The sequence below is a fragment of the Bacillus sp. JJ1764 genome, from assembly GCF_036962145.1.
GTDB lineage: Bacteria > Bacillota > Bacilli > Bacillales > Cytobacillaceae > Neobacillus.
In genome coordinates this window covers 17,581-43,174 of the sequence record NZ_JBALNY010000063.1, presented here as the reverse complement: position 1 = coordinate 43,174, position 25,594 = coordinate 17,581, and the positions used below count along the sequence as shown (strand labels likewise).

Below are 25,594 nucleotides of genomic sequence, written 5' to 3'. Positions count from 1 at the left end.
AGATTATAATTATATTGAATTCGTTTTCTTCGATAAAATTCGACAAAAATCTACAAAATCTTTGCTTTTTCAAGAAATGATTCGAATCCTTTTTTAGGATTTATGGGGGTATTAGGAAATATATTTTAAAAATTGGAAGTCTATATAAGATGGTTTCTTGCACAAATACCTGTTTTTCTGTATATTTTGATGATAGAGAAGGGTAAAAACAGGCAATACTGATTAGATAGAAATGGTCGATCCTTGAGGAGGGATATTTATGGAGAAAAAAACGTTTTATCTCACCACTCCGATTTATTATCCTAGTGGAAATTTACATATAGGGCATGCGTACACCACTGTTGCTGGGGATGCGATGGCTCGCTATAAGCGGATGCGTGGATATGATGTCATGTATTTAACTGGAACGGATGAGCATGGGCAAAAGATTCAGCAAAAAGCCGGTGAAGCAAACGTTACCCCACAGCAATATGTAGATGGCATTGTAGCAGGAATAAAAGAATTGTGGCAGAAACTAGACATTTCTTACGATGATTTTATTCGTACGACAGAGGACAGACATAAACAAGTTGTTGAAAAAATATTTGCGAAACTGCTGGAGCAAGGAGATATTTATCTTGACCAGTATGAAGGCTGGTATTGTACTCCATGTGAATCATTCTATACGGACCGTCAGCTTGTAGACGGCAATTGTCCAGATTGCGGCCGTCCAGTTGAAAAGGTAAAGGAAGAATCATACTTTTTTAGAATGAGTAAATATGTAGATCGTTTATTGCAATATTACGAGGAAAATCCTGAATTTATCCAACCGGAATCCCGTAAAAATGAAATGATCAATAACTTTATTAAGCCGGGATTAGAAGACTTAGCAGTATCTCGTACTACATTTGATTGGGGTATTAAAGTGCCTGGTGATCCTAAACACGTTATTTACGTTTGGATTGATGCTTTATCTAACTATATAACAGCACTTGGATACGGAACGGAACATGATGAAAAATACCGTAAGTATTGGCCGGCTGATGTCCATTTGGTAGGAAAGGAAATTGTTCGTTTCCATACAATTTATTGGCCAATAATGTTAATGGCGCTCGATCTTCCGCTTCCTAAGAAGGTTTTTGCTCATGGCTGGTTATTGATGAAGGATGGAAAAATGTCCAAATCAAAAGGAAACGTCGTCGACCCGGTTACTCTTATTGACCGATATGGACTTGATGCACTTCGTTATTACCTATTAAGGGAAGTGCCATTTGGAGCAGATGGTGTTTTCACACCAGAAGGATTTGTTGAAAGAATTAACTTTGACTTAGCCAATGACTTAGGAAATCTGTTGAACCGTACCGTTGCAATGATTGACAGATATTTTGAAGGAATGATTCCAGTTTATGCTGGATCTGTAGGCGAATTCGACCAGTCTTTACTGGAAGTTAATCGTGAAACAGTAGCAAAATATGAGGAAGCAATGGAGAAGATGGAATTCTCGGTTGCATTAACAGCCATTTGGCAATTGGTAAGCCGGACCAATAAATATATCGATGAAACACAACCATGGAATTTGGCGAAGCAGGAGGACCATAAAGGTGAACTGGAGAGCGTAATGGCCCATTTAGCAGAGTCATTACGGAGAACAGCTGTTCTCCTTAAACCGTTTCTTACTAAAACACCTGGGGGCATCTTTGATCAATTAGGCATTCAGGATGAGAACCTAAAAACATGGGAGAGCTTAGAAATCTTTGGAGCCATTTCAAATGGAACAAAGGTTGAAAAAGCTGCTCCATTATTCCCACGGTTAGAAATTGCGGAAGAGGTTGAATTTATTAAAACCAAAATGCAAGGCGGGACAAAGGAAACCCCAGTAGAGGAAAAGAAAGAGGAAAAGCCGGAAACAATTGAAGAGATTTCCATCGATGACTTTATGAAAATTGATCTGCGGGTGGCAGAGGTCATTCAAGCAGAGCCTGTTAAAAAGGCGGATAAATTACTTAAACTTCAGCTTGATTTAGGGTATGAAAAACGCCAAGTTGTCTCTGGTATTGCTCAATACTATAAACCTGAGGAATTGGTAGGGCGTAAGGTCATTTGTATTACAAATTTAAAACCGGTGAAACTTCGTGGTGAATTATCACAAGGAATGATTCTCGCTGGATCCAAGGACGGTGCTCTATCCTTGGCTACCGTTGATCAAACGCTGCCAAATGGGGCAAAAGTAAAATAGAGAAAATAATGTTCACTTCAGCACTAGCGCCTGTTTTAAGGCGCTTTTGCTTTTGATTGTTTCACGTGAAACATTTTTCGAGATATTTCTTTCTTTTTCATCAAGAATAGAGATTTTTGTTGTAAAAGGGAATTTGCTCCCGGTGTAGAAAATAGATCGTAATCTTTTTGAAAAATTTGTAATAAAATAAACTTTTACAAACTGAAAAGGGGACATAACATGTTATTTGATACACATGCGCACTTAAATGCAGACCAATATAATGATGACCTGCAGGAGGTTATTGACAGGGCATTAAGCGAAGGGGTCACCCATATGGTGGTGGTTGGTTTCGACAAGCCAACCATTCAAAGAGCCATGGAATTAACGGAGACTTATGATTTTATTTATGCTTGCGTCGGTTGGCATCCCGTTGATGCGATTGATATGACGGATAATGATTTGGCTTGGATTGAAGAACTTGCTTCTCATCCGAAAGTGGTAGCGATCGGGGAAATGGGGCTTGATTATTATTGGGATAAGTCGCCAAAAGAGGTTCAGCAAGAGGTATTTCGCAAGCAAATTCGGTTAGCTAAAAGAGTGAAGTTGCCAATTGTGATACATAATCGGGAAGCCACTGCCGATATTGTGGAAATATTAAAAGAAGAAGGGGCAGAAGAGGTCGGCGGGATCATGCACTGCTTTAGTGGGAGTCCAGAAACTGCCAAAGAATGTATAAAAATGAACTTCTCCATTTCACTAGGCGGACCAGTAACATTTAAAAATGCAAAAAAACCAAAGGAAGTAGCAGCAGAGGTTCCTTTGGAAAAGTTATTAATTGAAACAGATTGCCCATATTTAGCACCACATCCATATCGGGGAAAGCGAAATGAGCCTGCATATGTGAAGTTGGTAGCGGAACAAATTGCCGAAATAAAGGGCTTGACAATGGAAGAAGTAGCCAAAGTCACGACACAAAATGCTAAAAAAATATTCGGCATAAATTGATAAAGGATTTTGTCGAATACGCAAAGTGCCTGTCCAAATTTTTAATAAAAACAAAAAGTTCTACACGCCTTCTTTTCAACATAGGATAACCATGTCGATAAGTTTTCCTTTGCAAAGTTTCCAGAATTGTGCATAATTAGGAATATGCTCACAGGATATGCAAGGGTTGACAGCCGACGGCATGGTTTTAATAATCTCTCCAAAGAAAAGGAGGCGTTTTTCATCGTATTCAAAAACATGAAAAACCTGTTTTTCCTGTCTTTGAGCGGAAGAAATTTGACCATTGCTTTTGCTAGTTTCGTAGTTTTGCTCACAACTCTTGGGATTCTTTATTATGAAGGGTCAAAGAAAACAGTAGCAATTACACTTAATGGCAAGCACGAGGTCATCAAAACGCATGCAGATACCATTAAAGAATTATTGGATGAACTGGATGTATCAATTCGCTCGCAAGACTACTTGTATCCAAGCGTAAACACTAGGGTGAAGGATCACCTTACTGTTGAATGGAAACAAGCGCAACAGGTTACCATTGTCAAGGACAACGAGAAAAAAACGATTTGGACAACAGCCGGGACTGTAGCAGAAGCATTAAAGCAACAGAAGATTGTTTTAAACGAGCATGACCAAGTTTCTCCAAAATTGAATACGGCAATTAACCATAAAATGAATATTAACTTAGAAAGAGCTTTTCATCTTAGCCTTAATGATGGCGGAAATGAAAAAGTAGTTTGGTCCACTTCGACTACGGTCGCTGACTTTTTAAAACAACAGGGAATTAAACTTAATGAATTAGACCGAGTTGAACCGTCATTAACAAAAACCATACCAAAGAATGGTGTTGTTAACGTCATTCGAGTAGAAAAAGTCACCGATGTAGTGGAAGAACCTGTTGAATTTGCCGTGGTCACCCAGAAGGATGAAAACCTGGAAAAAGGGACAGAAAAGATTGTGACTCCCGGAATGCCAGGGCTCGTTTCAAAACAATTCGAGGTCATATTAGAAAATGGAAAAGAAGTTGGCAGAACACTAATCAGTGAGCAAACGTTATCAAAGAAGCAAGATAAGGTAGTAGCCGTCGGAACGAAAGAATTAGCAATGCAGGTTTCCCGTGGTGCAGATGAATCAGGACCTGAGTTTTACGTATCTGCCACCGCATATACAGCATTTTGCAATGGCTGTTCCGGAAGAACAGCAACAGGATTAAACCTAAGGGCCAATCCTAGTTTAAAAGTGATTGCCGTCGATCCAAGAATTATCCCTCTTGGAACAAAAGTCTATGTTGAAGGATATGGTTATGCTGTTGCCGCTGACACAGGCGGGGCGATAAAAGGCTATAAAATCGATGTATTCGTACCTTCAAACTCAGAAGCATATCGATGGGGACGAAAAAAGGTGAAAATCAGAATATTACAGTAACTCTCATTGTGCAGGGGTCATTCCCCTGCATTTTTTTACTTTTATCATTATTTTATTTATACTCTAGAATATGATGGATTGCATTTATATAGACGATGGACATTACAAAAATGTTTCAATTATTTATCAATTATTTATTAATTTTTTAATTTTGGAGGAATCATGCGGATTAAAGAAATTATTGTGGTGGAAGGTAAGGATGATACCACAGCCATTAAACGGGCTGTTGATGCGGATACAATCGAAACAAATGGTTCTGCTGTAAACCAGGCAACCATTGAAAAAGTTCGTCTTGCGCAAAAAAACAGGGGCGTCATTATTTTTACTGATCCAGACTATCCTGGAGAAAAAATTAGAAAAACCATTGCGGAGGAAGTTCCGGGGTGTAAGCATGCCTTTTTGCCAAAGGAACAAGCTATTGCCAAAGGAAATAAGGGAGTAGGGGTAGAACACGCCAGTCCGGATGCTATACGGGAAGCATTGAGAGATGCACAAATCATGCACAACACCATTTTAGAAGAAATAACCCAAGAAGATTTAATGATTGCCGGCTTAATTGGTGGGGAAGGCGCGAAAGAGCGGAGAATCCAATTAGGCAAACTTTTAAAAATTGGTTATACAAACGGAAAACAACTACACAAACGGTTGATGATGTTTCAAATAAGTAAAAAGGAATTTGCTGAAGCACTTACTGTTTTGGATCGGGAGGAAAAGGATGAATAAAGATATTGCAACCCCAGTAAGAACACGGGCCATTTTGGAGAAATACGGCTTTTCCTTTAAAAAGAGCCTTGGTCAAAATTTCTTGATTGATACCAACATACTAAAGAATATTGTTGGTTATGCGGAATTAAATCCTGAACAAACAGGAGCCATTGAAATCGGGCCAGGAATCGGGGCGTTAACCGAACAGCTTGCGCGTTCAAGTAAAAAAGTGGTAGCTTTTGAGATCGACCAAAGACTTTTACCCATTTTGGGGGAAACCTTATCGCCTTATGACAATGTGAAAATTATCCATCAGGATATTTTAAAAGCGGATGTACAGGCAATTATGGAGGAGGAGTTTAGCGGAACTACAGATGTAATGGTAGTTGCCAATTTACCCTATTACGTGACGACACCGATCATTATGAAGCTGCTCGAAGATCACATTCCGATACGAGGAATTGTATGTATGCTTCAAAAAGAGGTAGCCGACCGCATTTCCGCTAAGCCTGGCACAAAAGACTATGGATCTCTATCCATAGCCGTACAATACTATACAGAGGCAGAGACAGTCATGATTGTGCCAAAAACGGTATTTGTTCCACAGCCGAATGTGGATTCCGCAGTGATTCGTCTGATTAAGCGAGACAAGCCTGCTGTAAGCGTTGAAGATGAAACGTTCTTTTTCCAAGTGACAAAGGCAAGCTTTGCCCAAAGGAGAAAAACATTGCTAAATAACCTAACAAGTCAGCTGCCGAATGGAAAGCAGGCTAAGGAGGCTATTTTGGCTGCTTTGGAGGCTGCAGGCATTGAACCAGGCAGACGGGGTGAAACCTTGTCTCTGGAGGAATTTGCCCGTCTGAGCAATGAATTATATAAGCATTTTAAATAGACCTTGTTTAAGGGTCTATTTTTTTGTATCGGCATGAAAAGAGTCTTGGAGCGGAAAAAAGGACAGATAGAGGCAGTATATTGGCCCGAAAAAGAGCAAAAAGAAGGAACGTTCCGGTCTAAATTTAAGAAAAAGGGAGGCCGCAAGAAAAAAGGTCACGTAGGAGCCATCTACATTCCTGATAGAGCAACGAAACGCAAAAAAGCGGCACGTAAGGACTCTACGTACCCAAAGAGCCCTGCCTCAAGAAAAAGGACACATAGAATCAACCAACATGCCCAAAAAAACGCTGATCCCTCCCTGATGCACAAGCAACCCAAATGAATTTAGTTTTCCATTCATATCTCCATTCACCAGGACATCCATCCTTGCATAGCCTATGAGAGAAACCTTATTTGAGGCCCTAATTGCTGGTCTATTGGAGTGACGGCAGTGGAGATAAAAGTAAATGATATAGTCAGCAGACGTTCGCATAACTGTGATCTTCTCTTTCGGGTTATCGATCTACAACATACCAATGGTCAACATATTGCGATCCTTTATGGGGAGGATTTTCGCCTTATTGCTGATGCCCCTTATGGTGATTTGGTTAAGGTGAATCAATCTGAAATATTAAAGCATTCCAGAGAATCCAGAACACTTGAAGAACAATCTTTGAGATTATTTACGCAGGACGTAGATCTATTGAAGGAGAGGCAGGAGTACGAAGCGACTAGCGGATATGTGAAACCAAGCAGTTACTTTCAGATTCCCGGGAAAGTGCTGCACCTCGACGGGGATCCTGTTTATTTAAAAAAATGCATGGCACTTTACGAAAAAATTGGGGTTCCGGTCTTGGGAATTCATTGCAATGAAAAAGAAATGCCTATGAAAATTAGCGGACTCATTGATTATTATCGGCCGGATATCCTTGTCATTACCGGACATGACGCCTATTCAAAAGCAAAAGGGAAAATAACCGATATTAATGCTTACCGCCATTCCAAGCACTTTGTCCAGACTGTTAAGGAAGCCCGAAAAAAGTTCCCGCACCTGGACCAATTAGTGATTTTTGCTGGTGCGTGCCAATCTCACTTCGAATCCTTGATTCATGCAGGGGCGAATTTTGCAAGTTCCCCTTCGAGAATTAATATTCATGCACTTGATCCGGTCTATATTGTTGCAAAAGTCAGTTTTACCCCGTTCATGGAAAGAATTAATGTCTGGGATGTTCTTCGCAACACTTTAACTGGTGAGAAGGGATTAGGAGGAATTGAAACAAAAGGTGTGCTGCGGACTGGAATGCCTTATCATCCCGTTCAGGACGAGGAGGAATAAGCTTTGTATATACAGAGGCTTATTTTTTCTCCTCTATACATATTACTGACGTTTTAAGGTAACGATAAAAATGTTGAAATTTAGCAAAAAAAATGGAATAAAAAATATTGACAATCATTTTGTCGGACTGATATAATTTATTATTTTGTTTGACAAGATTGTGTCAGTGTGTTATACTTTACATAGTGAGGTGGACCGAATGACAAAAACCTTAGCAGATATTAAAAAGGCCCTGGATTCCAATTTAGGTAAAAGGTTATTACTTAAGGCAAATGGTGGACGAAGAAAAACGATTGAACGCTCAGGTGTTCTCGCTGAAACGTACCCATCTGTTTTTGTGATTGAATTGGACCAAGAAGAAAATGCCTTTGAACGTGTATCTTACAGCTATGCTGATGTATTAACAGAAACAGTTCAGATTACCTTCTATGAAGAAACCGCAGGAAGTGCCGCTTTAAGCTAGAATATAAGAGATGCATGGCAGTAAACATGACGTTTACTGCTTTTTGCTGTTTCAGGCATGTCATGAAACCTTGTTTTTAACCCATACTAAGAATGCTGTGACAAGAAGGGAGTTGTTTAGATGGGCAGAAGAAGAGGAATCATGTCTGGACAGTTTAAGGAAGAACTGGCTAAGGACCTGGGATTTTATGATGTCGTGCAAAGAGAAGGTTGGGGCGGCATCCGTGCCAAAGACGCAGGAAATATGGTAAAACGGGCTATTGAACTTGCGGAAGCACAATTAGCTGCACAAAATCGAAAATCATAGGTGCCATAGACGTATATCCGCTTTAAGTTAATTAAACAATTCATCACAGCAAGGTCAGAGGGAAAGCCTCTGGCCTTTAAATATGACTTTTTCTTGTAAATAATTAATGATAAAATATAGAATTTGATAGGATATCTAGATATCCTACGTCTTACATTGAGCTATTTGTGGTAAAATAGGAAAATATATATAAATCGGAAAATGCATCATGCGGTTTGCAAGATGCTTTAAACTTTTAAAGTAGGTGGACGAGCGTGAAGCTTTTAGTCAAGGCGCCGGCTAAAATTAATTTAGCTTTGGATGTATTACATAAGCGTCCCGATGGCTTTCATGAGGTTGAAATGATAATGACCACTATAGATTTAGCTGATCGGATTGAACTTACCTTGTTAGATCAAGATAAAATACATATTTTGTCCCATAATCGTTATGTTCCGGATGATCAACGAAATTTGGCCTATCAAGCTGCCCAACTGTTAAAGACCCGCTTTAACGTGAAACAGGGGGTCGAAATTGCCATTGAAAAAACGATTCCTGTTGCGGCAGGATTAGCTGGTGGAAGTAGTGATGCTGCTGCCACTTTGAGGGGTTTGAATAAGTTATGGAATCTCGGTCTAACTCTTGATGAACTGGCGGAGCTAGGCAGTGAAATTGGTTCGGATGTTGCCTTTTGTGTATATGGGGGGACGGCACTGGCAAAAGGGCGTGGTGAAAAAATTACCGAACTTCCAGCCCCTCCAACCTGTTGGGTCATTTTAGCCAAGCCTTTCATCGGGGTGTCAACAGCAGAAGTATACCGTCGTTTGGATGTCAACGGGGTTATGCATCCCAATATTCCAGAGATGATTGAAGCAATTAAGGTAAATGACTATCAAAGGGTAAGTAAAAATGTTGGTAATGTCTTAGAAGAAGTGACCTTGCATCTTCATCCTGAGGTAGCACAAATAAAGGAACAGATGAAACGGTTTGGTGCCGATGCGGTATTAATGAGCGGGAGCGGACCCACCGTATTTGGTCTCGTTCGTCATGATTCAAGAATGCATCGTATTTATAATGGATTAAGAGGATTTTGTGACCAGGTATTTGCCGTTAGAATGTTAGGAGAGCGGCATTCTCTTGATTAAATACGCACAATGATGGTATTCTTCTAGTAGAATATTCGGTTTTGGAGGATGATTATGAAGTTTCGCCGCAGTGAACGTTTGATTGATATGACTAATTATTTGCTGGACCATCCTCGCCAGTTAGTGCCACTCACGTTTTTTGCAGAACGCTATGCTTCTGCCAAGTCTTCCATTAGTGAGGATTTAGCGATTGTGAAGGATACCTTTGAGCAAAGAGGAATTGGAACGTTAAAAACAATTCCCGGTGCCGCTGGCGGTGTGAAATTTTTTGTAAAGGTTAGTAAGGACGAAGCAAAACCTTTTGCCGAGGAGCTTTGTCAGTTAATTGCCGACCCGGAGCGGCTTTTACCAGGAGGCTATTTATATCTTACTGATATATTGGGCAATCCCCAGATTGTTCAACAGGCCGGCAGAATTATTGCGTCAGCCTATGTGGATACAAAAATTGACGTGGTTATGACTATTGCAACAAAAGGGATCCCTCTTGCTTATGCAGTAGCCAGTCAATTAAATGTTCCGGTAGTTATTGTAAGAAGGGACAGTAAGGTAACGGAGGGGCCAACGGTAAGTATTAATTATGTTTCGGGCTCCGCTAAAAGAATACAGACCATGGTTTTGTCTAAACGAAGCATGAAGCAAGGTTCAAATGTTCTCATTGTCGATGATTTTATGAAAGCCGGCGGAACGGTAATGGGAATGATTAGCATGCTCGAAGAATTTGATGCAACCTTAAGCGGAATTGCAGTTCTAGTTGAGGCCGAAAAAACAGAAGATCGGCTAGTGGATGAATATTTATCACTTGTGACATTATCTGATGTTGATATAAAAGATAAAAACATCAATGTTCACATCGGAAACTATTTTAAAGAGTAATGGAGGAGATCGCATGAAAGAAGTTCAAACTAATCAAGCACCCGCAGCCATTGGTCCTTATTCCCAAGGAATAGTCGTAAATAATATGTTCTTTAGTTCTGGACAAATTCCGTTAACTGCTGAAGGAACGATGGTTAATGGTGATATTAAGGAACAAACGCACCAAGTTTTTCGCAATCTCCAAGCCGTTTTGCAGGAAGCTGGGGCTTCATTTGAAACCGTAATCAAGGCAACGGTTTTTATCAAAAGTATGGATGATTTTGCTGCTGTTAACGAAGTTTACGGAGAATATTTTTCAGCACATAAACCGGCCCGTTCCTGTGTAGAGGTGGCTAGATTACCAAAAGACGTTTTAGTTGAAATCGAAGTGATAGCGCTCGTTAAATAAACGGGCGTTTTTTTGTTGATATTTGGAGAATAAATAGATAAATAGTACCCTAATTTTTGCTAAAACACGGAGCGAATTTCCAATTGTTCACCATTTTGACCTAAATTTTCAAAAAAAATTTAAATAATTAGCAGGAATCAATAAAACTTTGTTGAATTTAATAACTAGCTTTTTATCAATATGAAAAGGGTGTGAGCAAATGGAAGTAACTGACGTAAGATTACGCCGTGTCAATACCGATGGACGGATGAGGGCAATCGCTTCAATTACATTAGATAATGAATTTGTAGTCCACGACATTCGTGTTATTGACGGGAATAACGGTTTATTTGTCGCTATGCCAAGTAAACGTACACCTGATGGTGAATTTCGTGACATTGCGCATCCAATTAATTCAGGAACGCGCGGTAAAATTCAAGAAGCTGTTTTGGCTGAATACCACCGCCTAGGTGAATTAGAAGTAGAATTTGAAGAAGCCGGAGCTTCCTGAGGATTTGAACAACTAGGGCCTTTCTTCTGAGTAAGGCTCTTTTTATTGTTTAAAATATTTTGTCCCCAGTAAAATTGCCCGTATCATCCCTCTTTTTTAAAAATTTTTGCAATAGCATGTGCTCTCCTCTCCTTGAAATGATATCCCATTTACGTTAATATTTTTAATGGATAAAGTGAAACTTCAACGAATGGGGGTTCTTTTCACCCTCACTAAATGATAGTTGAACAGAATCGGACATTTATAGGCAATTGACCAGTGGTCTTACTGCCCGTTAATGTGGGGAAAAAAGAGCTTATTGGAGGACTGTTCATGTCTAATCGCTTTGCTGTGATTTTAGCCGCAGGGCAAGGAACGCGGATGAAATCAAAGCTTTATAAAGTGCTACACCCGGTTTGTGGTAAACCAATGGTTCAACATGTGGTCGACCAAGTGAACAAATTGAATACACAGGAAATAGTTACGATTATTGGCCACGGTGCGGAGATGGTAAAAGCGGAGTTAGGGGATGCAAGCCACTATGCCTTGCAGGAACAGCAGTTGGGTACTGCTCATGCCGTTAGACAAGCACAAGAGATCCTCGAAGGTAAACAAGGCATCACGCTTGTTGTTTGTGGGGATACCCCGCTCATCCGATCAGAGACAATGGAGTCGCTATTTAAACAGCATGAAGAGTCAAAGGCAAAAGCCACGATCCTTACAGCGAAAATAGAAGATCCTACTGGCTATGGTCGGATCATTCGAAATGAAAATGGTCATGTCGAAAAAATTGTGGAACATAAGGATGCATCTGAAGCAGAGAGACAAATCAACGAGATTAATACAGGGACCTATTGCTTTGATAATATTGCCTTATTTGAAGCATTAAAAAATGTTTCAAATGATAATGTTCAAGGTGAATACTATCTGCCGGATGTTATTGAAATCCTTAAAAAGCAGGGAGAGGTCGTTGCAGCTTACCAAACTCCTGATTTTGAAGAGACACTTGGAGTAAACGACAGGGTTGCGTTAGCAGAAGCCGAACGGATTATGCGTCATCGTATTAATGAAATTCATATGCGTAATGGCGTAACCATCATCGATCCAGCTAATACCTATATTGAGGACCAAGTCAACATAGGCCAAGATACTGTTATTTTTCCAGGGACGAGCATTAAAGGGAATTCAGTGATTGGATCCGAATGCCAAATTGGACCAAACTCTGAAATTGATCAATGCCTAGTTGGGAACGAAACGGTGATTCGTCAATCGGCAGCTTTCGCTAGTTCCATTGGTTCGCGAGTCAATATAGGCCCATTTGCACATATTCGCCCAGACTCTGCCATTCATGATGACGTAAAAATTGGGAACTTTGTTGAAATTAAAAAAGCTGTGTTCGGAAATGGAAGTAAAGCTTCCCATCTTAGCTATATTGGCGATGCCGAAGTAGGGGATAATGTCAATATTGGCTGTGGATCGATAACGGTGAATTATGACGGTAAAAATAAATTCTTGACCAAAATTGAGGATGATGTTTTTATCGGCTGCAATTCCAATTTAGTTGCACCTGTGACAATTGGAAAAGGAGCCTATGTTGCTGCAGGTTCTACGATCACCAAAAATGTACCGGGAAATGCTTTGTCAATTGCACGGGCACAACAAGTAAATAAAGATAATTACGTTGATAAGCTAAATTTGAAGAAATAAGCGGAGAATTCCAGGAGGCCTGAAATGTCTAATCAATATTTAGATCCAAATTTAAAAGTGTTCACTCTTAATTCAAATATCCCTTTAGCTCAAGAAATTGCAAAGGTAATTGGAGTTGAACTTGGAAAGTGCTCAGTATCAAGGTTTAGTGACGGAGAAATTCAAATTAATATTGAAGAAAGTATCCGTGGTTGCGATGTCTATGTCATTCAGTCAACCAGTCAGCCAGTTAATGATAACATCATGGAATTATTAATCATGATTGATGCGTTAAAGAGGGCATCAGCTAAAACGATTAACATTGTTATGCCATACTATGGCTATGCACGTCAGGATCGAAAAGCACGTGCACGTGAGCCAATTACTTCAAAATTAGTGGCAAACCTTCTTGAAACAGCAGGAGCTACTCGCGTGCTTACCCTTGATTTGCATGCACCACAAATTCAAGGATTCTTTGATATTCCAATTGATCATTTAATGGGTGTTCCAATTCTTTCCGATTATTTTTGCAATAGGGAATTAGATGGTGATATCGTTGTCGTTTCTCCAGACCACGGTGGTGTTACCAGGGCCAGAAAGATGGCAGAACGCTTAAAGGCGCCTATTGCCATTATTGATAAACGTCGCCCAAGACCAAATGTGGCAGAGGTTATGAATATTGTTGGTAATATTGAGGGCAAAGTGGCTATTCTGATTGATGATATTATTGATACAGCGGGTACTATTACTTTGGCTGCCAACGCATTGGTTGAAAACGGTGCAAAAGAAGTATATGCATGCTGTACACATCCAGTATTGTCAGGACCGGCAATTGAAAGAATTCAAAATTCAAAAATTAAAGAATTAGTCGTTACAAATTCCATTGCTCTTCCGGAAGAGAAGAAAATTGAGAAGATTTTCAGCCTTTCTGTAGCACCGCTTATTAGTGAAGCGATTATCCGGATTCACGAAGAACAATCTGTCAGCACTTTGTTTGATTAATTAAAATAGAAAAATGTTTAGACCTTCCTATTTTGGGGAAATTTTATATAGAAGAATGAAATAGGAAGGTGACATTTTATGACAGCTGTTTTACAGGCACAAGAACGAAAAGATCTACCAACTTCAGAATTAAAGAAGAATAGACGAAACGGAAATATACCTGCCGTTATTTATGGGGCAAAGGTTGAAAGTAAACCTGTATTTATCAGTTCGGCGGATTTAACAAAAACGATTCGAAGCGTAGGCAGAAATGGAATTATCTCCCTTGATGTAAATGGAAGCAAACAAGATGTAATTTTATCTGACTATCAAGAGGATTTTATAAAAAAGGAAATTATCCACGTTGATTTTCTTGCGGTTGATAAGTCTTCAAAAATTACCGTTGATGTGAGACTCGTCCTTACTGGTGAAGCGGAAGGGGTAAAGGATGGCGGGGTGCTCCAGCAGCCGGTTCATCAACTTTCTATTACAGCCGTTCCTGACCAGATTCCACAGCAAATTGAGATGGATGTAACGAGTCTAAAGGTTGGGGAAACCTTAACCGTTGCGGATATCCCTTATCAAGGTGAATTTACCTTCAATCATGAAGAAGGGGAAGTCATCGCCTCGATTCTTCCACCGAAGCAGGAGGAAGAAATTAATGCTGGTGAACAGCAAGAGGGTGGTCACCCTGATAATGAAGAAGGCAGAGAAACTGAACCAGTGGGTAAAGAATAGCAGCAGACGTAACCTAAATCAGGTTACGTCTTTTGTCGCATAAAGTTAGCTAGTTCAAAAGAATCAACTCTTAAACAGGAGAGGCAAATGTTTCGAAATCTATTTACCAGGCGGGCAAAACCGGAAGAGGTGGGGAATATGAAATGTATCGTAGGCTTAGGAAATCCGGGAAAGCCCTATGAACATACCAGACATAATATCGGATTTGATGTAATTGATGAATTATCCAAGCGATTTTCCATTCCGCTCAATCAGTCAAAATTAAAAGGGCTGTATGGAATGGGTATTTATAAAGGGGAAAAAATCCTTTTATTAAAGCCGCTTACTTATATGAATTTATCAGGTGAATCTATTCGAGCGGTTATGGATTATTATCAAATAGACATTGAAGACTTCCTTGTCATTTATGATGACCTAGACTTGCCCGTGGGGAAAATTCGTTTGCGGCAAAAGGGGAGTCCTGGTGGACATAATGGTATTAAATCAACAGTCGCCCATTTAGGAACACAACAGTTTAATCGAATCCGCGTTGGCATTGATCGTCCTCAAAATGGCATGAGTGTTACCGATTTTGTTTTAGGCAAATTTCGGCAGGAAGAGCAGGCTTTCATCAACGAGGCTATTTTAAAAAGTGCTGATGCTTGTGAGGCGTGGTTAGATAAACCGTTTTTACAGGTGATGAATGAGTATAATGCTTAATCTGTTCATGCATGATACGGGCTATCGATTCATACAATGAAGCAAAACCCGCTAAAATGGAACTATGAATAAGTTCATCCCATTAGGTACATACTAGTATCGAACTCTTAGAGTGGGGAGGGACAGGCATGGCTATCCATTATCATTGCCGACATTGTGGAGCAAAACTTGGCTCCATCGAACAATCGTCCATTTATTCGGAATCTCTTGGTCTCCATACATTAACAGAGCATGAACGACAAGAAATGGTCACGTATGACACATCAGGTGATATTCATATTAAAGCCATTTGTGAGGACTGTCAGGAGGCTTTGGAGAGAAATCCCGATTATCATCAGTATGATTACTTAATCCATTAACATGAGCTTTGGACTAAACTCCAAAGCATTTTTCTATTTACATTCTTAACGATCAAATACATTTTTAGGGAGAGGAGGGCATAGTTTGAACGGGTTAAAATCATTATTTTTACAACAGGAAGATGTTCACTCCGTCATCGCCGGCGTGAATGAAGGTTTAAAAGAGCAGCTAATTGCCGGCTTATCGGGCTCATCAAGAACGGTACTGACTGCAACCATCTTTGAAAAAATGAAAAAGCCGATTCTGCTTGTAACCCATAATCTATTACAGGCACAAAAACTATACGATGATATTGCCAATCTAGTAAATGAAAAAGAAGTCTTTTTATTCCCGGCCAATGAATTAATTGCTGCAGAGCTTAGTATCGCCAGCCCAGAATTAAAAGCCCAACGGATTGAGGCGTTAAATTACTGGAGTCAGCACCAGCAAGGAATTTTAATTGCCCCCATTGCCGGTTTAAAGAAAATCCTTCCGCCAAAATCACTATGGAGAAAATACCAACTTTCATTAAAGCTAGGAGAAGACATTGATATTGATCAAATATTAAATACCTTTGTTCAAATGGGTTATGTTCGATCGGAAATGGTATCAACTCCTGGTGAGTTTAGTGTACGAGGGGGAATTATTGATATTTACCCCCTAACCGAAGAGAATCCACTTCGGATTGAGTTATTTGATACAGAAATAGATTCAATTCGCTATTTTTCATTAGAGGACCAGCGATCAAAAGAAAAGATTTCCGAGATAATGATTGGACCGGCAACAGAGGTGTTATTGGAACCGGAAAATTATAGCCTGATGATTGACAAACTTGAGGATGGGCTGGCACAAAGCCTAAGAAAGCTGAAGGATGACAAAGCAAAGGTTCAACTATCTCAAAATATCAGTTATGAGCTGGAACAGTTGAAGAATGGCCAGAAGCCTGAACAAGTCTACAAATACCTATCATTAGGATACGAACATGCTAGTAGTTTAGTAGACTACCTTCCAACTAATGGGCTGGTCATAATTGATGAAATCAGCCGAATTAAAGAAATGAACGATTCGCTTGTCAAAGAAGAGGCAGAATGGTATATAGGCTTGCTGGGTGAAGGTCAGATTATCCATGATGTTCATATTTCTCATGATCTGTCCGCTCTTTTGCAAAAAAAGGAACATCCTGTTCTTTATTTATCCTTGTTTTTACGTCATGTGGCTAATACAAGTCCGCAAAATATCATTAATGTATCCTGTAAGCCGATGCAAAACTTCCATGGACAAATGCATTTGCTGAAATCTGAAGTGGAACGCTGGAAAAAAGGCCATTATTCCATTGTTTTCTTAGGCCCCGATGAAGAACGTGTTAAAAAATTAGAAAGAGTCCTTGAGGATTATGAAATAGAGTCGTCTATTGTTTCGGCCGACCAACAGCTATTACCTGGTAAGGTTCAAATTATTAAGGGGAACCTTCAGGCAGGTTTTGAGCTTTCCATTCAAAAAATTGCGGTTATTACTGAGGAGGAACTCTTTACTAAGCGTTTAAAAAAATCAGCCGGCCGACAAAAATTATCTAATGCTGAGCGGATTAAGAGTTATTCAGAGCTTAAAATAGGTGATTATGTTGTCCATGTAAATCATGGGATTGGGAAATATATTGGAATTGAAACACTAGTGATTAACGGCGTTCATAAGGATTATCTTCATATTCGCTACCAAGGAACAGATAAACTGTACGTACCGGTCGATCAAATAGATTTGGTCCAAAAGTATGTGGGTTCTGAAGGAAAGGATCCTAAAATTTATAAGCTGGGCGGTAGCGACTGGAAAAAGGTTAAAAAGAAGGTTCAATCAACAGTTGAGGATATCGCGGATGATCTAATTAAATTATACGCTGAGAGGGAAGCAGCTGTCGGCTACGCCTTTACACCTGATGGGGATATGCAAAGAGAGTTTGAGAGTTCCTTCCCTTACCGTGAAACGGATGACCAGATAAGGTCCATTCATGAAATTAAAAAGGATATGGAACGGCCTCGTCCAATGGATCGCTTATTGTGCGGTGATGTAGGCTATGGAAAAACGGAAGTGGCGATACGTGCTGCCTTTAAAGCCATTGCTGACGGGAAACAGGTAGCTTTCTTGGTACCGACGACTATATTGGCTCAACAGCATTTTGAGACATTAAGAGAAAGATTTCAAGATTATCCGATTAATATTGGCTTATTAAGCCGATTTCGTACTAAAAAACAACAGGCGGAAACGATGAAAGGGTTGAAGGCGGGAACAGTAGACATTGTCGTTGGAACCCATCGTTTGTTATCAAAGGATATTGTTTACCGTGATATCGGTTTGTTAATCATAGACGAAGAGCAGCGCTTCGGTGTAACCCACAAAGAAAAGATAAAGAAGTTAAAGACCAATATTGATGTATTAACTTTAACGGCAACACCTATTCCAAGAACGCTTCATATGTCGATGCTTGGGGTAAGGGATTTATCTGTTATCGAAACACCGCCGGAAAATCGTTTTCCTGTGCAAACATATGTAATGGAGTATAATGGATACTTAGTTCGGGAGGCCATTGAGCGTGAGTTGGCCCGTGACGGACAAGTTTACTTTTTATATAACAGAGTGGAAGATATTGAACGCAAGGCTGAGGAAATTTCGATGCTGGTTCCAGATGCCCGGGTCGCCTATGCTCATGGAAAAATGACAGAGAATGAATTAGAATCTGTTATGCTTAATTTCCTGTCAGGTGAATTTGATGTGCTTGTAAGTACAACGATTATTGAAACAGGGGTCGATATTCCTAATGTTAATACACTGATTGTCCATGATGCGGATCGTATGGGTTTGTCACAGCTGTATCAGCTGCGTGGTCGCGTAGGACGTTCCAATCGTGTGGCTTATGCCTACTTTACTTATCGGAAAGACAAAGTGTTAACGGAAGTGGCAGAAAAGCGACTTGAGGCAATTAAGGAATTCACCGAATTAGGCTCAGGTTTTAAAATTGCGATGCGGGATTTAGCGATTCGTGGTGCCGGTAATTTGCTAGGTGCCCAGCAGCATGGATTTATTGATTCTGTCGGTTTTGACCTGTATTCACAAATGTTGAAGGAAGCGATTGAGGAAAGAAAAGGCGACCTTAAAGGTGAAGCGAAACCAACTGTTGAAATAGATTTGGAAATCGATGCTTATATTCCTGATTCTTATATTAAAGATGGTCATCAAAAAATTGAAATGTATAAGCGCTTCAGAGGAGCAGTGTCACTTGAAGACATTGAAGAACTTGATGCGGAAATGCAGGATCGCTTTGGTGAATATCCGGATGAGGTCGCCTATTTATTCCAAATTGCTGAATTGAAGGTATATGCCTTGCAAAATGGAGTAGAGCAGGTGAAACAGATCAAGCAAGAAGTTACCCTCTTTTTAAATGAAGAGATCACAAACACAATAGATGGCAGTAAAATATTCCATATTGGTAACCAATTTGGCCGCTCCATTATTCCGGGAATGGATGGTAGAAGGCTTAAGATTGTGATCAATACGAAAGAATATAGTACAGCTCAATGGCTTCATATTGCTCTAGAAATGATTAAAGGAATCCCGATGGCAAAAAGAACCCAAGAGAATCCAGTTAATTAACGCTAAACCAAACAAATCCAATGTTGTTGTAACCATTTTTGGAATATTACCTATAAGAGAGAAAAAAAATTACGTTTGTGTATAGAACTTTCCAGATGAAAGATACTAAGTTCAAAGTTGGTAGCGATAAATAAGAAGGATTATCATTACCAAGTTGAAAATCATCAGATGAAAGTGAGGCAACATTGGATGAAAGCAACTGGAATAGTTCGTCGAATCGATGATTTGGGTCGTGTTGTAATTCCCAAAGAAATACGCAGAACTTTGCGTATCCGAGAAGGGGATCCACTAGAAATCTTTGTGGATCGGGATGGGGAAGTTATTCTAAAAAAGTATTCACCAATCAGCGAGCTAAGCGATTTTGCCAAGGAATATGCGGAAGCCCTTTTTGACAGCCTCGGAAATCCCGTGTTAATCTGTGATAGAGATACATTTATTGCCGTATCAGGCGGTTCCAAAAAAGAATATTTGAATAAAAATATCAGTGAATTAGTAGAAAAGACCATGGAGGAGCGTAATTCTGTCCTTACTACACAACAAGGCGAAGTCGCCTTGGTTGATGGCATGAACGAAGCAATGACTTCCTTTACAATTGGTCCGATTATTGCAAATGGAGACCCCATTGGAGCTGTCATTATTTTTGCAAAAGAAGGAACATTGGGTGAAGTGGAAAAGAAAGCAGTCGAAACTGCTGCTGGCTTTTTAGCCAGACAGATGGAGCAGTAGGCTGTATATTCAAATGCAAATGGAAAAAGGCAGCCAATGCTGCCTTTTTTAATGTTATAATACATGTTAGTTTATTTTGGCAGGTGAAGCCGGTGAATCCGTCAAAGGCTTTATTTAAAGGGGCCTTCATTTTAACAGTCGCAGCATTGATTACGAAAATCCTCAGTGCATTTTATCGAATTCCTTTTCAAAATATTGTTGGGGATATCGGTTTTTACATATATCAGCAAGTATATCCGTTTTACGGAGTGGCAATGGTACTCTCCACCACAGGTTTTCCAGTGGTCATTTCAAGGCTCTATGCAGAACAACGGGAGAAGAAGGCAGGAGGCTATGCCCGGTTGCTCCTCTATGTATCTTTTCTATACTTACAATTAATTGGATTTTTGTGCTTTTTGGTTCTATATTTTGGCGCCAGTACGATAGCTGGGTGGATGAATGATCCACATTTAGCGATTCTATTAAGAGTAGTAGCCATAGTCTTTTTACTATTTCCGATTGTATCGGTATTAAGGGGCTATTATCAAGGGATTGGAGATATGACTCCGACTGCTCTGTCCCAGGTTGGGGAGCAATCCATCCGTGTATTAACGATTCTGGTTTTATCCTATCTTTTTATCCAAAAAGGATATTCTTTATATTTTGTTGGTGGAGGGGCTATGTTTGGCTCCATTACTGGAAGTATGACAGCTGGGGTCATCTTGTTTATGTTTCTGCGATTTCGTAAAGACTGGGAAATAATCGGACCCAAAAAAGGCTTAGTAATGCAATATTATGGGGAATCAAAAGAAATTGTAAAGGCCCTGACCTTCCAGGGACTGACTATATGCCTAAGCGGGATGCTGATGATTTTTATTCAAATGGCCGATTCGTTAAATTTGTATGCACAATTAACAGCAAATGGGTTGGCTCAAGATGCAGCTAAGGGATTAAAAGGGGTTTATGACCGCGGCCAGCCGCTGATTCAAATGGGAACAGTTGCTGCAACTTCCATGTCATTGACGTTAGTGCCGCTCATTACCCGAGAAAGATTAGCTGCAAAACCACAGTTCTTACATCATAAAATACAATTGGCGATCAAAGTCAGTATTGTAATAGGAGCAGGTGCTTCAGCAGGGCTATGGGCGATCATAAAACCAACCAATATCATGTTGTTTGAAAATGGTGCGGGATCCTCTGTATTGGGGATCCTCAGTTGGGTTATCTTTTTTACGTCCATGATTGCAACAATAACGGCCATATTACAAGGTTTGGGCAGTTTCCTTTTTTCAGCAGTTGCCGTAATAACCATATTCCCGTTAAAGTATGTACTAAATCTTGCCCTCATTCCTATACTAGGTATAAAAGGTGCCGCTGTTGCCTCACTTCTTTCTTTAGCGATCGTGACGATGATGTTGTTGCACCAATTAAAAAGACAGGTCAAAATTCCTTTAGTTACCCTTCGTTTCATGGTGGTCGTTCTTTTGGGTACTGCAGCTATGTACCTAGTTTTAAAGGAATACTTACTGGTTACCACGTTTATTACAAGGTTGTTTGATATGCATCGACTAGGTGCTGCTATTCAGGCGCTGAGCGCAGTATTAATCGGCGGATTCGTTTTTTTATTTATAATATTAAGAGGGAAAATATTCCACGAAGAGGATTTGGCTTATTTTCCACTAGGAAGTAAATTAAAATATTTTATCGCTCGAAAGGACCGATTCCAATAATGGCGAACAAAATTGAAATTGTAGGGTTAGGAGCAGGAGATCTTGAACAGCTTCCTGTTGGTGTATATAAGAAACTACTTCATTCCGGTCAGGTGTTTTTGCGAACGAAAGAGCATCCGGTTGTTGCTGACCTAGTGAGTGAAGGAATGCAATATGTTTCATTTGATGACATTTATGAGAAACATGAACAATTTGAAGAAGTCTATCAGGAAATTACCGAACTATTAATCAAAAAGGCGCAAGAAAATTCCATTATTTACGGTGTACCGGGGCATCCACTTGTGGCCGAGCGGACGGTGCAGCTGCTTTTAGCAGAAGGGCCCAAACAAGGTCTAGACATTGTCATTGGCGGTGGACAAAGCTTTTTAGATGCCATATTTGCTTCATTAAAGGTAGATCCGGTTGAGGGGTTTCAACTGCTTGATGGAACGGCACTACATAAAGACCAACTGATGGTTAATCAGCATATGATTATCAGCCAAGTATATGACCAATTTATTGCTTCAAATGTTAAGTTAACCTTGATGGAAAAACTGCCGGATGATTATGAAGTAACAATCGTAACGGCTGCAGGTAGCGATCAAGAAATAATGGAAACAGTACCGTTATATGAATTGGACAGAAATGTTTCTATCAACAATCTTACCTCTGTTTATGTACCTCCAGTGAAAGAAGAGACACTTTTATGGAAGGATTTCTCCAAGCTTAGAGAGGTCATTGCCATTTTACGTGGGCCGAATGGTTGTCCATGGGATAAAGAACAAACACATGAATCGTTAAAACCATACTTAATTGAGGAAACGTATGAAGTGATTGATGCTATAAATGAAGGGGATATTGATCATTTGATTGAAGAGCTAGGGGATGTCTTGCTTCAAGTGATGCTTCATGCACAGATCGGTGAGGATGAAGGCTATTTTTCTATTGAAGATGTGATTGAAGGGCTAGCCGCGAAGATGGTTCGTAGGCATCCACATGTGTTTGGTACGGGGATGGCTGACACCGCTGAAGAGGTAGTTCAGAACTGGCAGGAAATTAAGAAACAGGAAAAAGGCGGAGTGCCAGATTCCTTGCTCGATGGCGTTTCTAAGTCATTGCCTAAATTGTTGATGGCATTTGAGTTACAAAAGAAAGCAGCAAAAGTAGGCTTCGATTGGCAGGAAGTAACCCCGGCTTTAGAGAAAGTGAAAGAAGAGCTAGAGGAATTTGTTCAGGAGCTAGATGGAACACAAGAAGGTCTTGCCAGAGCAAAACAGGAATTTGGCGATTTATTATTTGCCCTTGTAAATGTGGCCAGATTTCTAAAAATGGATCCAGAGGAAGCATTGTATGAAACGAATGTAAAATTTATGCGGAGATTTCAGTATATCGAGAAAAAAGTCAAAGAAAGCGGGCGGGTCTTTAGTGATTTTACCCTTGAAGAACTGGATCGATATTGGGATGAGGCAAAAATAAACGGATTATAGGATGGGATGAACAGTATGCGTTTAGACAAATTTTTAAAAGTATCTAGATTAATCAAAAGAAGAACGTTGGCAAAAGAAGTATCGGATCAGGGCAGAATAGAAATTAATGGAAAAGAGGCGAAAGCCAGCTCTAATGTAAAGGTAGGAGATGAATTAACGTTACGGCTGGGTCAAAGATTAGTAACCGTAAGAATCGACCGAATTCAAGAGACGAGCCGAAAAGACGAAGCAGCCGAAATGTATACCATTCTTAAGGAAGAAAGAGTGGGCAATTACGACGAAGGCATGCAATAATAGCGTTTTGACGTTCTAAATTACCTCTCAATCTCATAAAAATGTACAAGTACCTATGATTGAGAGGGATGTTAGATGAGTCAATTTTATGATAACAATCAACCAAAAAGTAGTGTTCCCGACCATGATGTCATCATGAGGGGGCGGAAGCTTCTAGATATTACCGGGGTAAAACAAGTAGAGAGCTTTGATACGGAAGAGTTTTTATTAGAAACGTCTATGGGGTTCCTAGCGATTAAGGGTCAAAACCTGCAAATGAAGAATTTAGATGTGGAGAAGGGGATAGTTTCAATCAAGGGGAAAATTTTTGATTTGGTCTATATTGATGAACATCATGGGGAGAAGGCTAAAGGCTTCTTTAGCAAGTTGTTCAGATGACCCTTTCAACACAATTCCTTACCATGATTTCAATGATTGGCATGGGGTCCTTATTTGGTGCCATGTTTGATACGTACCAAAGGTTTTTAAACAGGCCCAAGCGAAAAAGCTGGATTGTATTTATCAATGATCTGCTCTTTTGGATGATTCAGGCCCTGATTATTTTCTATGCGTTATTTGTCGTAAACAATGGGGAATTACGTTTCTATATTTTTATCGCGCTTATTTGTGGGTTTGCGGCCTACCAGAGTCTGCTTAAAGGTACTTATCTCCAACTTTTGGAATTAGTTATTAAAACAACCCTAACAATAGCACGATTAATAAGAAAGACTTTTCTGCTCTTCATTTATAAACCTATCGTCTCGCTAATTCAGTTTCTACTATTCATCCTTTTATCACTTGGCAGTGGGTTGCTAACCCTTGTCAAATTTATTTACAAAGTGGTCGCTATTGTTGTTAAATTGATTCTTGGAATTCTCAAGAAAATATTAATAATTTTATGGAAACTTTTGCCGAAAGGTCTTAAAAAATCCGTCGAGAAGTTATATAATAAAACGGCAGGAAATTTTAAGGGAATCGGGAATTATATAATTAAATGGGTGAATAAGTGGAAAAAACGAAAAGAGTAAGGTAGGTAAAGGGAATGGGAGCAGAACGACAACGAAATGTATCAAAAATACAGACACCCTTTGTTCAACAGCAGGAATATGCCGAAATCGCCTCTGCCAGAAAAAGAAAACTGTTATTGAGACGGCTTTCCCTATTTTTTGTTTGTGCAAGTTTCATATCTTATTTTATGATTTCAAGTTTCGTTTCCCAAACATCAAAGTTGGAGGCCAAGGTGGAAGAAAAGCATAAATTGGCCAAGAACTTGGCTGAACTAAAACAAGAAGAAGACATCTTAAAGGAAAATATCGTAAAGCTAAACGATGATGATTACATTGCTAAACTTGCCAGAAAAGAATATTTTTTCTCTGATCAAAATGAAGTTATTTTTAATATTCCGGATGATAATAAGGGAAAATCAACCAATTAGTTGTGTTATTGACACTCATTTTTCACTTTTTGTATAATATATAGTAAGTATGATTTTTTAATTTTTTAAGGAGGAACATTTTTTTTATGTCAATCGAAGTAGGCAGCAAGTTACAAGGAAAGGTAACAGGAATTACGAATTTCGGAGCGTTTGTGGAGCTGCCGGATGGATCAACAGGACTTGTACACATCAGTGAGGTTGCGGACAACTATGTAAAAGATATTAATGACCATCTTAAAGTTGGCGACCAGGTGGAAGTCAAGGTACTTAATGTTGAAAAGGATGGCAAAATCGGGTTATCTATTAAAAAGGCAAAGGATAGACCGGAAGCCGAGAAAAGACATTCACATTCACAACGCCCTCGTCAAGGAAGGGCAAACGATCGCAGCAATAACAGACCAGAAAACTTTGAGCAAAAAATGGCCAAATTTTTAAAAGACAGCGAAGATCGTTTATCTTCCCTAAAGCGAAACACTGAGTCTAAGCGCGGAGGAAGAGGGGCTAGACGAGGATAACTTGCTGCTTATTTATAATCGGATAAAGCAGATGTCACTAATCATCTAATAAAAAACAAGACAGGTCTTAACGGCTTGTCTTTTTTATTTGTACACACAAAAAAATCGGCGAACTCGCCGATTTTTTTAATGCTTGCGCTTTTCGTTATAGCGGCGGAGGGGATCGAACCCCCGACCTTACGGGTATGAACCGTACGCTCTAGCCAGCTGAGCTACACCGCCAAATA

General features: G+C 39.7%; 26 protein-coding genes and 1 tRNA gene. 26 read left to right on the top strand and 1 reads right to left on the bottom strand.

All coding sequences use genetic code 11. The features are described 5' to 3' along the window. Window positions 1-259: 259 nt before the first annotated feature. From metG to V7083_RS10870, 26 genes are all read left to right on the top strand, one after another. The gene (metG, locus tag V7083_RS10995) at window positions 260-2,215 is read left to right on the top strand and encodes a methionine--tRNA ligase (protein WP_335477612.1); all 1,956 of its coding nucleotides are present in this window, start codon (window positions 260-262) and stop codon (window positions 2,213-2,215) included. Window positions 2,216-2,434: 219 nt separating this feature from the next. Further along, window positions 2,435-3,202 (top strand): TatD family hydrolase, encoded by a 768-nt coding sequence (locus tag V7083_RS10990; protein ID WP_335477610.1) that lies wholly within the window; start codon window positions 2,435-2,437, stop codon window positions 3,200-3,202. A gap of 237 nt (window positions 3,203-3,439) precedes the next feature. Continuing rightward, the gene (locus V7083_RS10985; RefSeq protein ID WP_335477622.1) at window positions 3,440-4,621 is read left to right on the top strand and encodes a ubiquitin-like domain-containing protein; all 1,182 of its coding nucleotides are present in this window, start codon (window positions 3,440-3,442) and stop codon (window positions 4,619-4,621) included. A 162-nt stretch (window positions 4,622-4,783) separates the two neighbouring features. Continuing rightward, entirely contained in the window at window positions 4,784-5,344 is a 561-nt protein-coding gene (gene rnmV / locus V7083_RS10980) for a ribonuclease M5 (protein WP_335477608.1), read from the top strand. After that, on the top strand, window positions 5,337-6,218 hold the full coding sequence (gene rsmA, locus V7083_RS10975) for a 16S rRNA (adenine(1518)-N(6)/adenine(1519)-N(6))-dimethyltransferase RsmA (protein WP_335477606.1): 882 nt from the start codon (window positions 5,337-5,339) through the stop codon (window positions 6,216-6,218). Before rnmV ends, rsmA begins: the two co-directional genes overlap by 8 nt. A gap of 432 nt (window positions 6,219-6,650) precedes the next feature. Next, the gene (yabG, locus tag V7083_RS10970; RefSeq protein ID WP_335477604.1) at window positions 6,651-7,535 is read left to right on the top strand and encodes a sporulation peptidase YabG; all 885 of its coding nucleotides are present in this window, start codon (window positions 6,651-6,653) and stop codon (window positions 7,533-7,535) included. Window positions 7,536-7,734: 199 nt separating this feature from the next. Further along, the gene (gene veg, locus V7083_RS10965) at window positions 7,735-7,998 is read left to right on the top strand and encodes a biofilm formation stimulator Veg (RefSeq protein WP_335477602.1); all 264 of its coding nucleotides are present in this window, start codon (window positions 7,735-7,737) and stop codon (window positions 7,996-7,998) included. Between the two features lie 120 nt (window positions 7,999-8,118). Then, window positions 8,119-8,304: a small, acid-soluble spore protein, alpha/beta type gene (locus tag V7083_RS10960; RefSeq protein ID WP_335477600.1), complete on the top strand. Its 186-nt coding sequence runs from the start codon at window positions 8,119-8,121 to the stop codon at window positions 8,302-8,304. Window positions 8,305-8,558: 254 nt separating this feature from the next. After that, entirely contained in the window at window positions 8,559-9,428 is an 870-nt protein-coding gene (gene ispE, locus V7083_RS10955; RefSeq protein WP_335477598.1) for a 4-(cytidine 5'-diphospho)-2-C-methyl-D-erythritol kinase, read from the top strand. A 54-nt stretch (window positions 9,429-9,482) separates the two neighbouring features. Then, window positions 9,483-10,301 carry a pur operon repressor gene (gene purR, locus V7083_RS10950; protein WP_335477596.1) on the top strand — a complete coding sequence of 273 codons (819 nt, stop codon included), beginning with the start codon at window positions 9,483-9,485 and terminating at the stop codon, window positions 10,299-10,301. A gap of 13 nt (window positions 10,302-10,314) precedes the next feature. Next, the gene (ridA, locus tag V7083_RS10945; protein ID WP_335477594.1) at window positions 10,315-10,689 is read left to right on the top strand and encodes a 2-iminobutanoate/2-iminopropanoate deaminase; all 375 of its coding nucleotides are present in this window, start codon (window positions 10,315-10,317) and stop codon (window positions 10,687-10,689) included. Window positions 10,690-10,888: 199 nt separating this feature from the next. Continuing rightward, window positions 10,889-11,179, top strand: a complete 291-nt coding sequence (gene spoVG, locus V7083_RS10940; protein WP_003347151.1) for a septation regulator SpoVG — start codon at window positions 10,889-10,891, stop codon at window positions 11,177-11,179. Window positions 11,180-11,491: 312 nt separating this feature from the next. Beyond that, window positions 11,492-12,865, top strand: a complete 1,374-nt coding sequence (gene glmU, locus V7083_RS10935) for a bifunctional UDP-N-acetylglucosamine diphosphorylase/glucosamine-1-phosphate N-acetyltransferase GlmU (protein ID WP_335477592.1) — start codon at window positions 11,492-11,494, stop codon at window positions 12,863-12,865. A 24-nt stretch (window positions 12,866-12,889) separates the two neighbouring features. Continuing rightward, the gene (locus tag V7083_RS10930) at window positions 12,890-13,846 is read left to right on the top strand and encodes a ribose-phosphate diphosphokinase (RefSeq protein ID WP_335477590.1); all 957 of its coding nucleotides are present in this window, start codon (window positions 12,890-12,892) and stop codon (window positions 13,844-13,846) included. 78 nt (window positions 13,847-13,924) lie between these two features. Further along, window positions 13,925-14,563: a 50S ribosomal protein L25/general stress protein Ctc gene (locus V7083_RS10925; RefSeq protein WP_335477588.1), complete on the top strand. Its 639-nt coding sequence runs from the start codon at window positions 13,925-13,927 to the stop codon at window positions 14,561-14,563. A 138-nt stretch (window positions 14,564-14,701) separates the two neighbouring features. Beyond that, on the top strand, window positions 14,702-15,262 hold the full coding sequence (gene pth, locus V7083_RS10920; protein ID WP_335477620.1) for an aminoacyl-tRNA hydrolase: 561 nt from the start codon (window positions 14,702-14,704) through the stop codon (window positions 15,260-15,262). 128 nt (window positions 15,263-15,390) lie between these two features. Then, a complete protein-coding gene (locus V7083_RS10915; RefSeq protein ID WP_335477586.1) occupies window positions 15,391-15,621 on the top strand; it encodes an anti-sigma-F factor Fin family protein in 231 nt (76 codons plus the stop codon). Between the two features lie 85 nt (window positions 15,622-15,706). Further along, window positions 15,707-19,243, top strand: coding sequence for a transcription-repair coupling factor (mfd, locus tag V7083_RS10910; RefSeq protein WP_335477584.1), 3,537 nt, complete (start codon window positions 15,707-15,709; stop codon window positions 19,241-19,243). 189 nt (window positions 19,244-19,432) lie between these two features. Continuing rightward, a complete protein-coding gene (gene spoVT, locus V7083_RS10905; protein WP_335477582.1) occupies window positions 19,433-19,969 on the top strand; it encodes a stage V sporulation protein T in 537 nt (178 codons plus the stop codon). 92 nt (window positions 19,970-20,061) lie between these two features. Further along, window positions 20,062-21,678 carry a putative polysaccharide biosynthesis protein gene (locus V7083_RS10900; protein ID WP_335477580.1) on the top strand — a complete coding sequence of 539 codons (1,617 nt, stop codon included), beginning with the start codon at window positions 20,062-20,064 and terminating at the stop codon, window positions 21,676-21,678. Then, window positions 21,678-23,144 (top strand): nucleoside triphosphate pyrophosphohydrolase, encoded by a 1,467-nt coding sequence (gene mazG / locus V7083_RS10895; protein ID WP_335477578.1) that lies wholly within the window; start codon window positions 21,678-21,680, stop codon window positions 23,142-23,144. The genes V7083_RS10900 and mazG overlap by 1 nt, the downstream gene beginning before the upstream one ends. 15 nt (window positions 23,145-23,159) lie before the next feature. Beyond that, window positions 23,160-23,438 (top strand): RNA-binding S4 domain-containing protein, encoded by a 279-nt coding sequence (locus V7083_RS10890; RefSeq protein WP_335477576.1) that lies wholly within the window; start codon window positions 23,160-23,162, stop codon window positions 23,436-23,438. A gap of 75 nt (window positions 23,439-23,513) precedes the next feature. After that, entirely contained in the window at window positions 23,514-23,816 is a 303-nt protein-coding gene (gene yabP / locus V7083_RS10885; RefSeq protein ID WP_335477574.1) for a sporulation protein YabP, read from the top strand. Then, a complete protein-coding gene (gene yabQ, locus V7083_RS10880) occupies window positions 23,813-24,445 on the top strand; it encodes a spore cortex biosynthesis protein YabQ (protein ID WP_335477572.1) in 633 nt (210 codons plus the stop codon). The genes yabP and yabQ overlap by 4 nt, the downstream gene beginning before the upstream one ends. A gap of 14 nt (window positions 24,446-24,459) precedes the next feature. Continuing rightward, the gene (locus V7083_RS10875; RefSeq protein WP_335477570.1) at window positions 24,460-24,852 is read left to right on the top strand and encodes an FtsB family cell division protein; all 393 of its coding nucleotides are present in this window, start codon (window positions 24,460-24,462) and stop codon (window positions 24,850-24,852) included. 86 nt (window positions 24,853-24,938) lie between these two features. Beyond that, window positions 24,939-25,367, top strand: coding sequence for a S1 domain-containing RNA-binding protein (locus V7083_RS10870; protein ID WP_335477568.1), 429 nt, complete (start codon window positions 24,939-24,941; stop codon window positions 25,365-25,367). Window positions 25,368-25,515: 148 nt separating this feature from the next. Here the strand turns inward: V7083_RS10870 and V7083_RS10865 are convergent. After that, window positions 25,516-25,589 (bottom strand) — tRNA-Met (locus V7083_RS10865). Window positions 25,590-25,594: the final 5 nt, after the last annotated feature.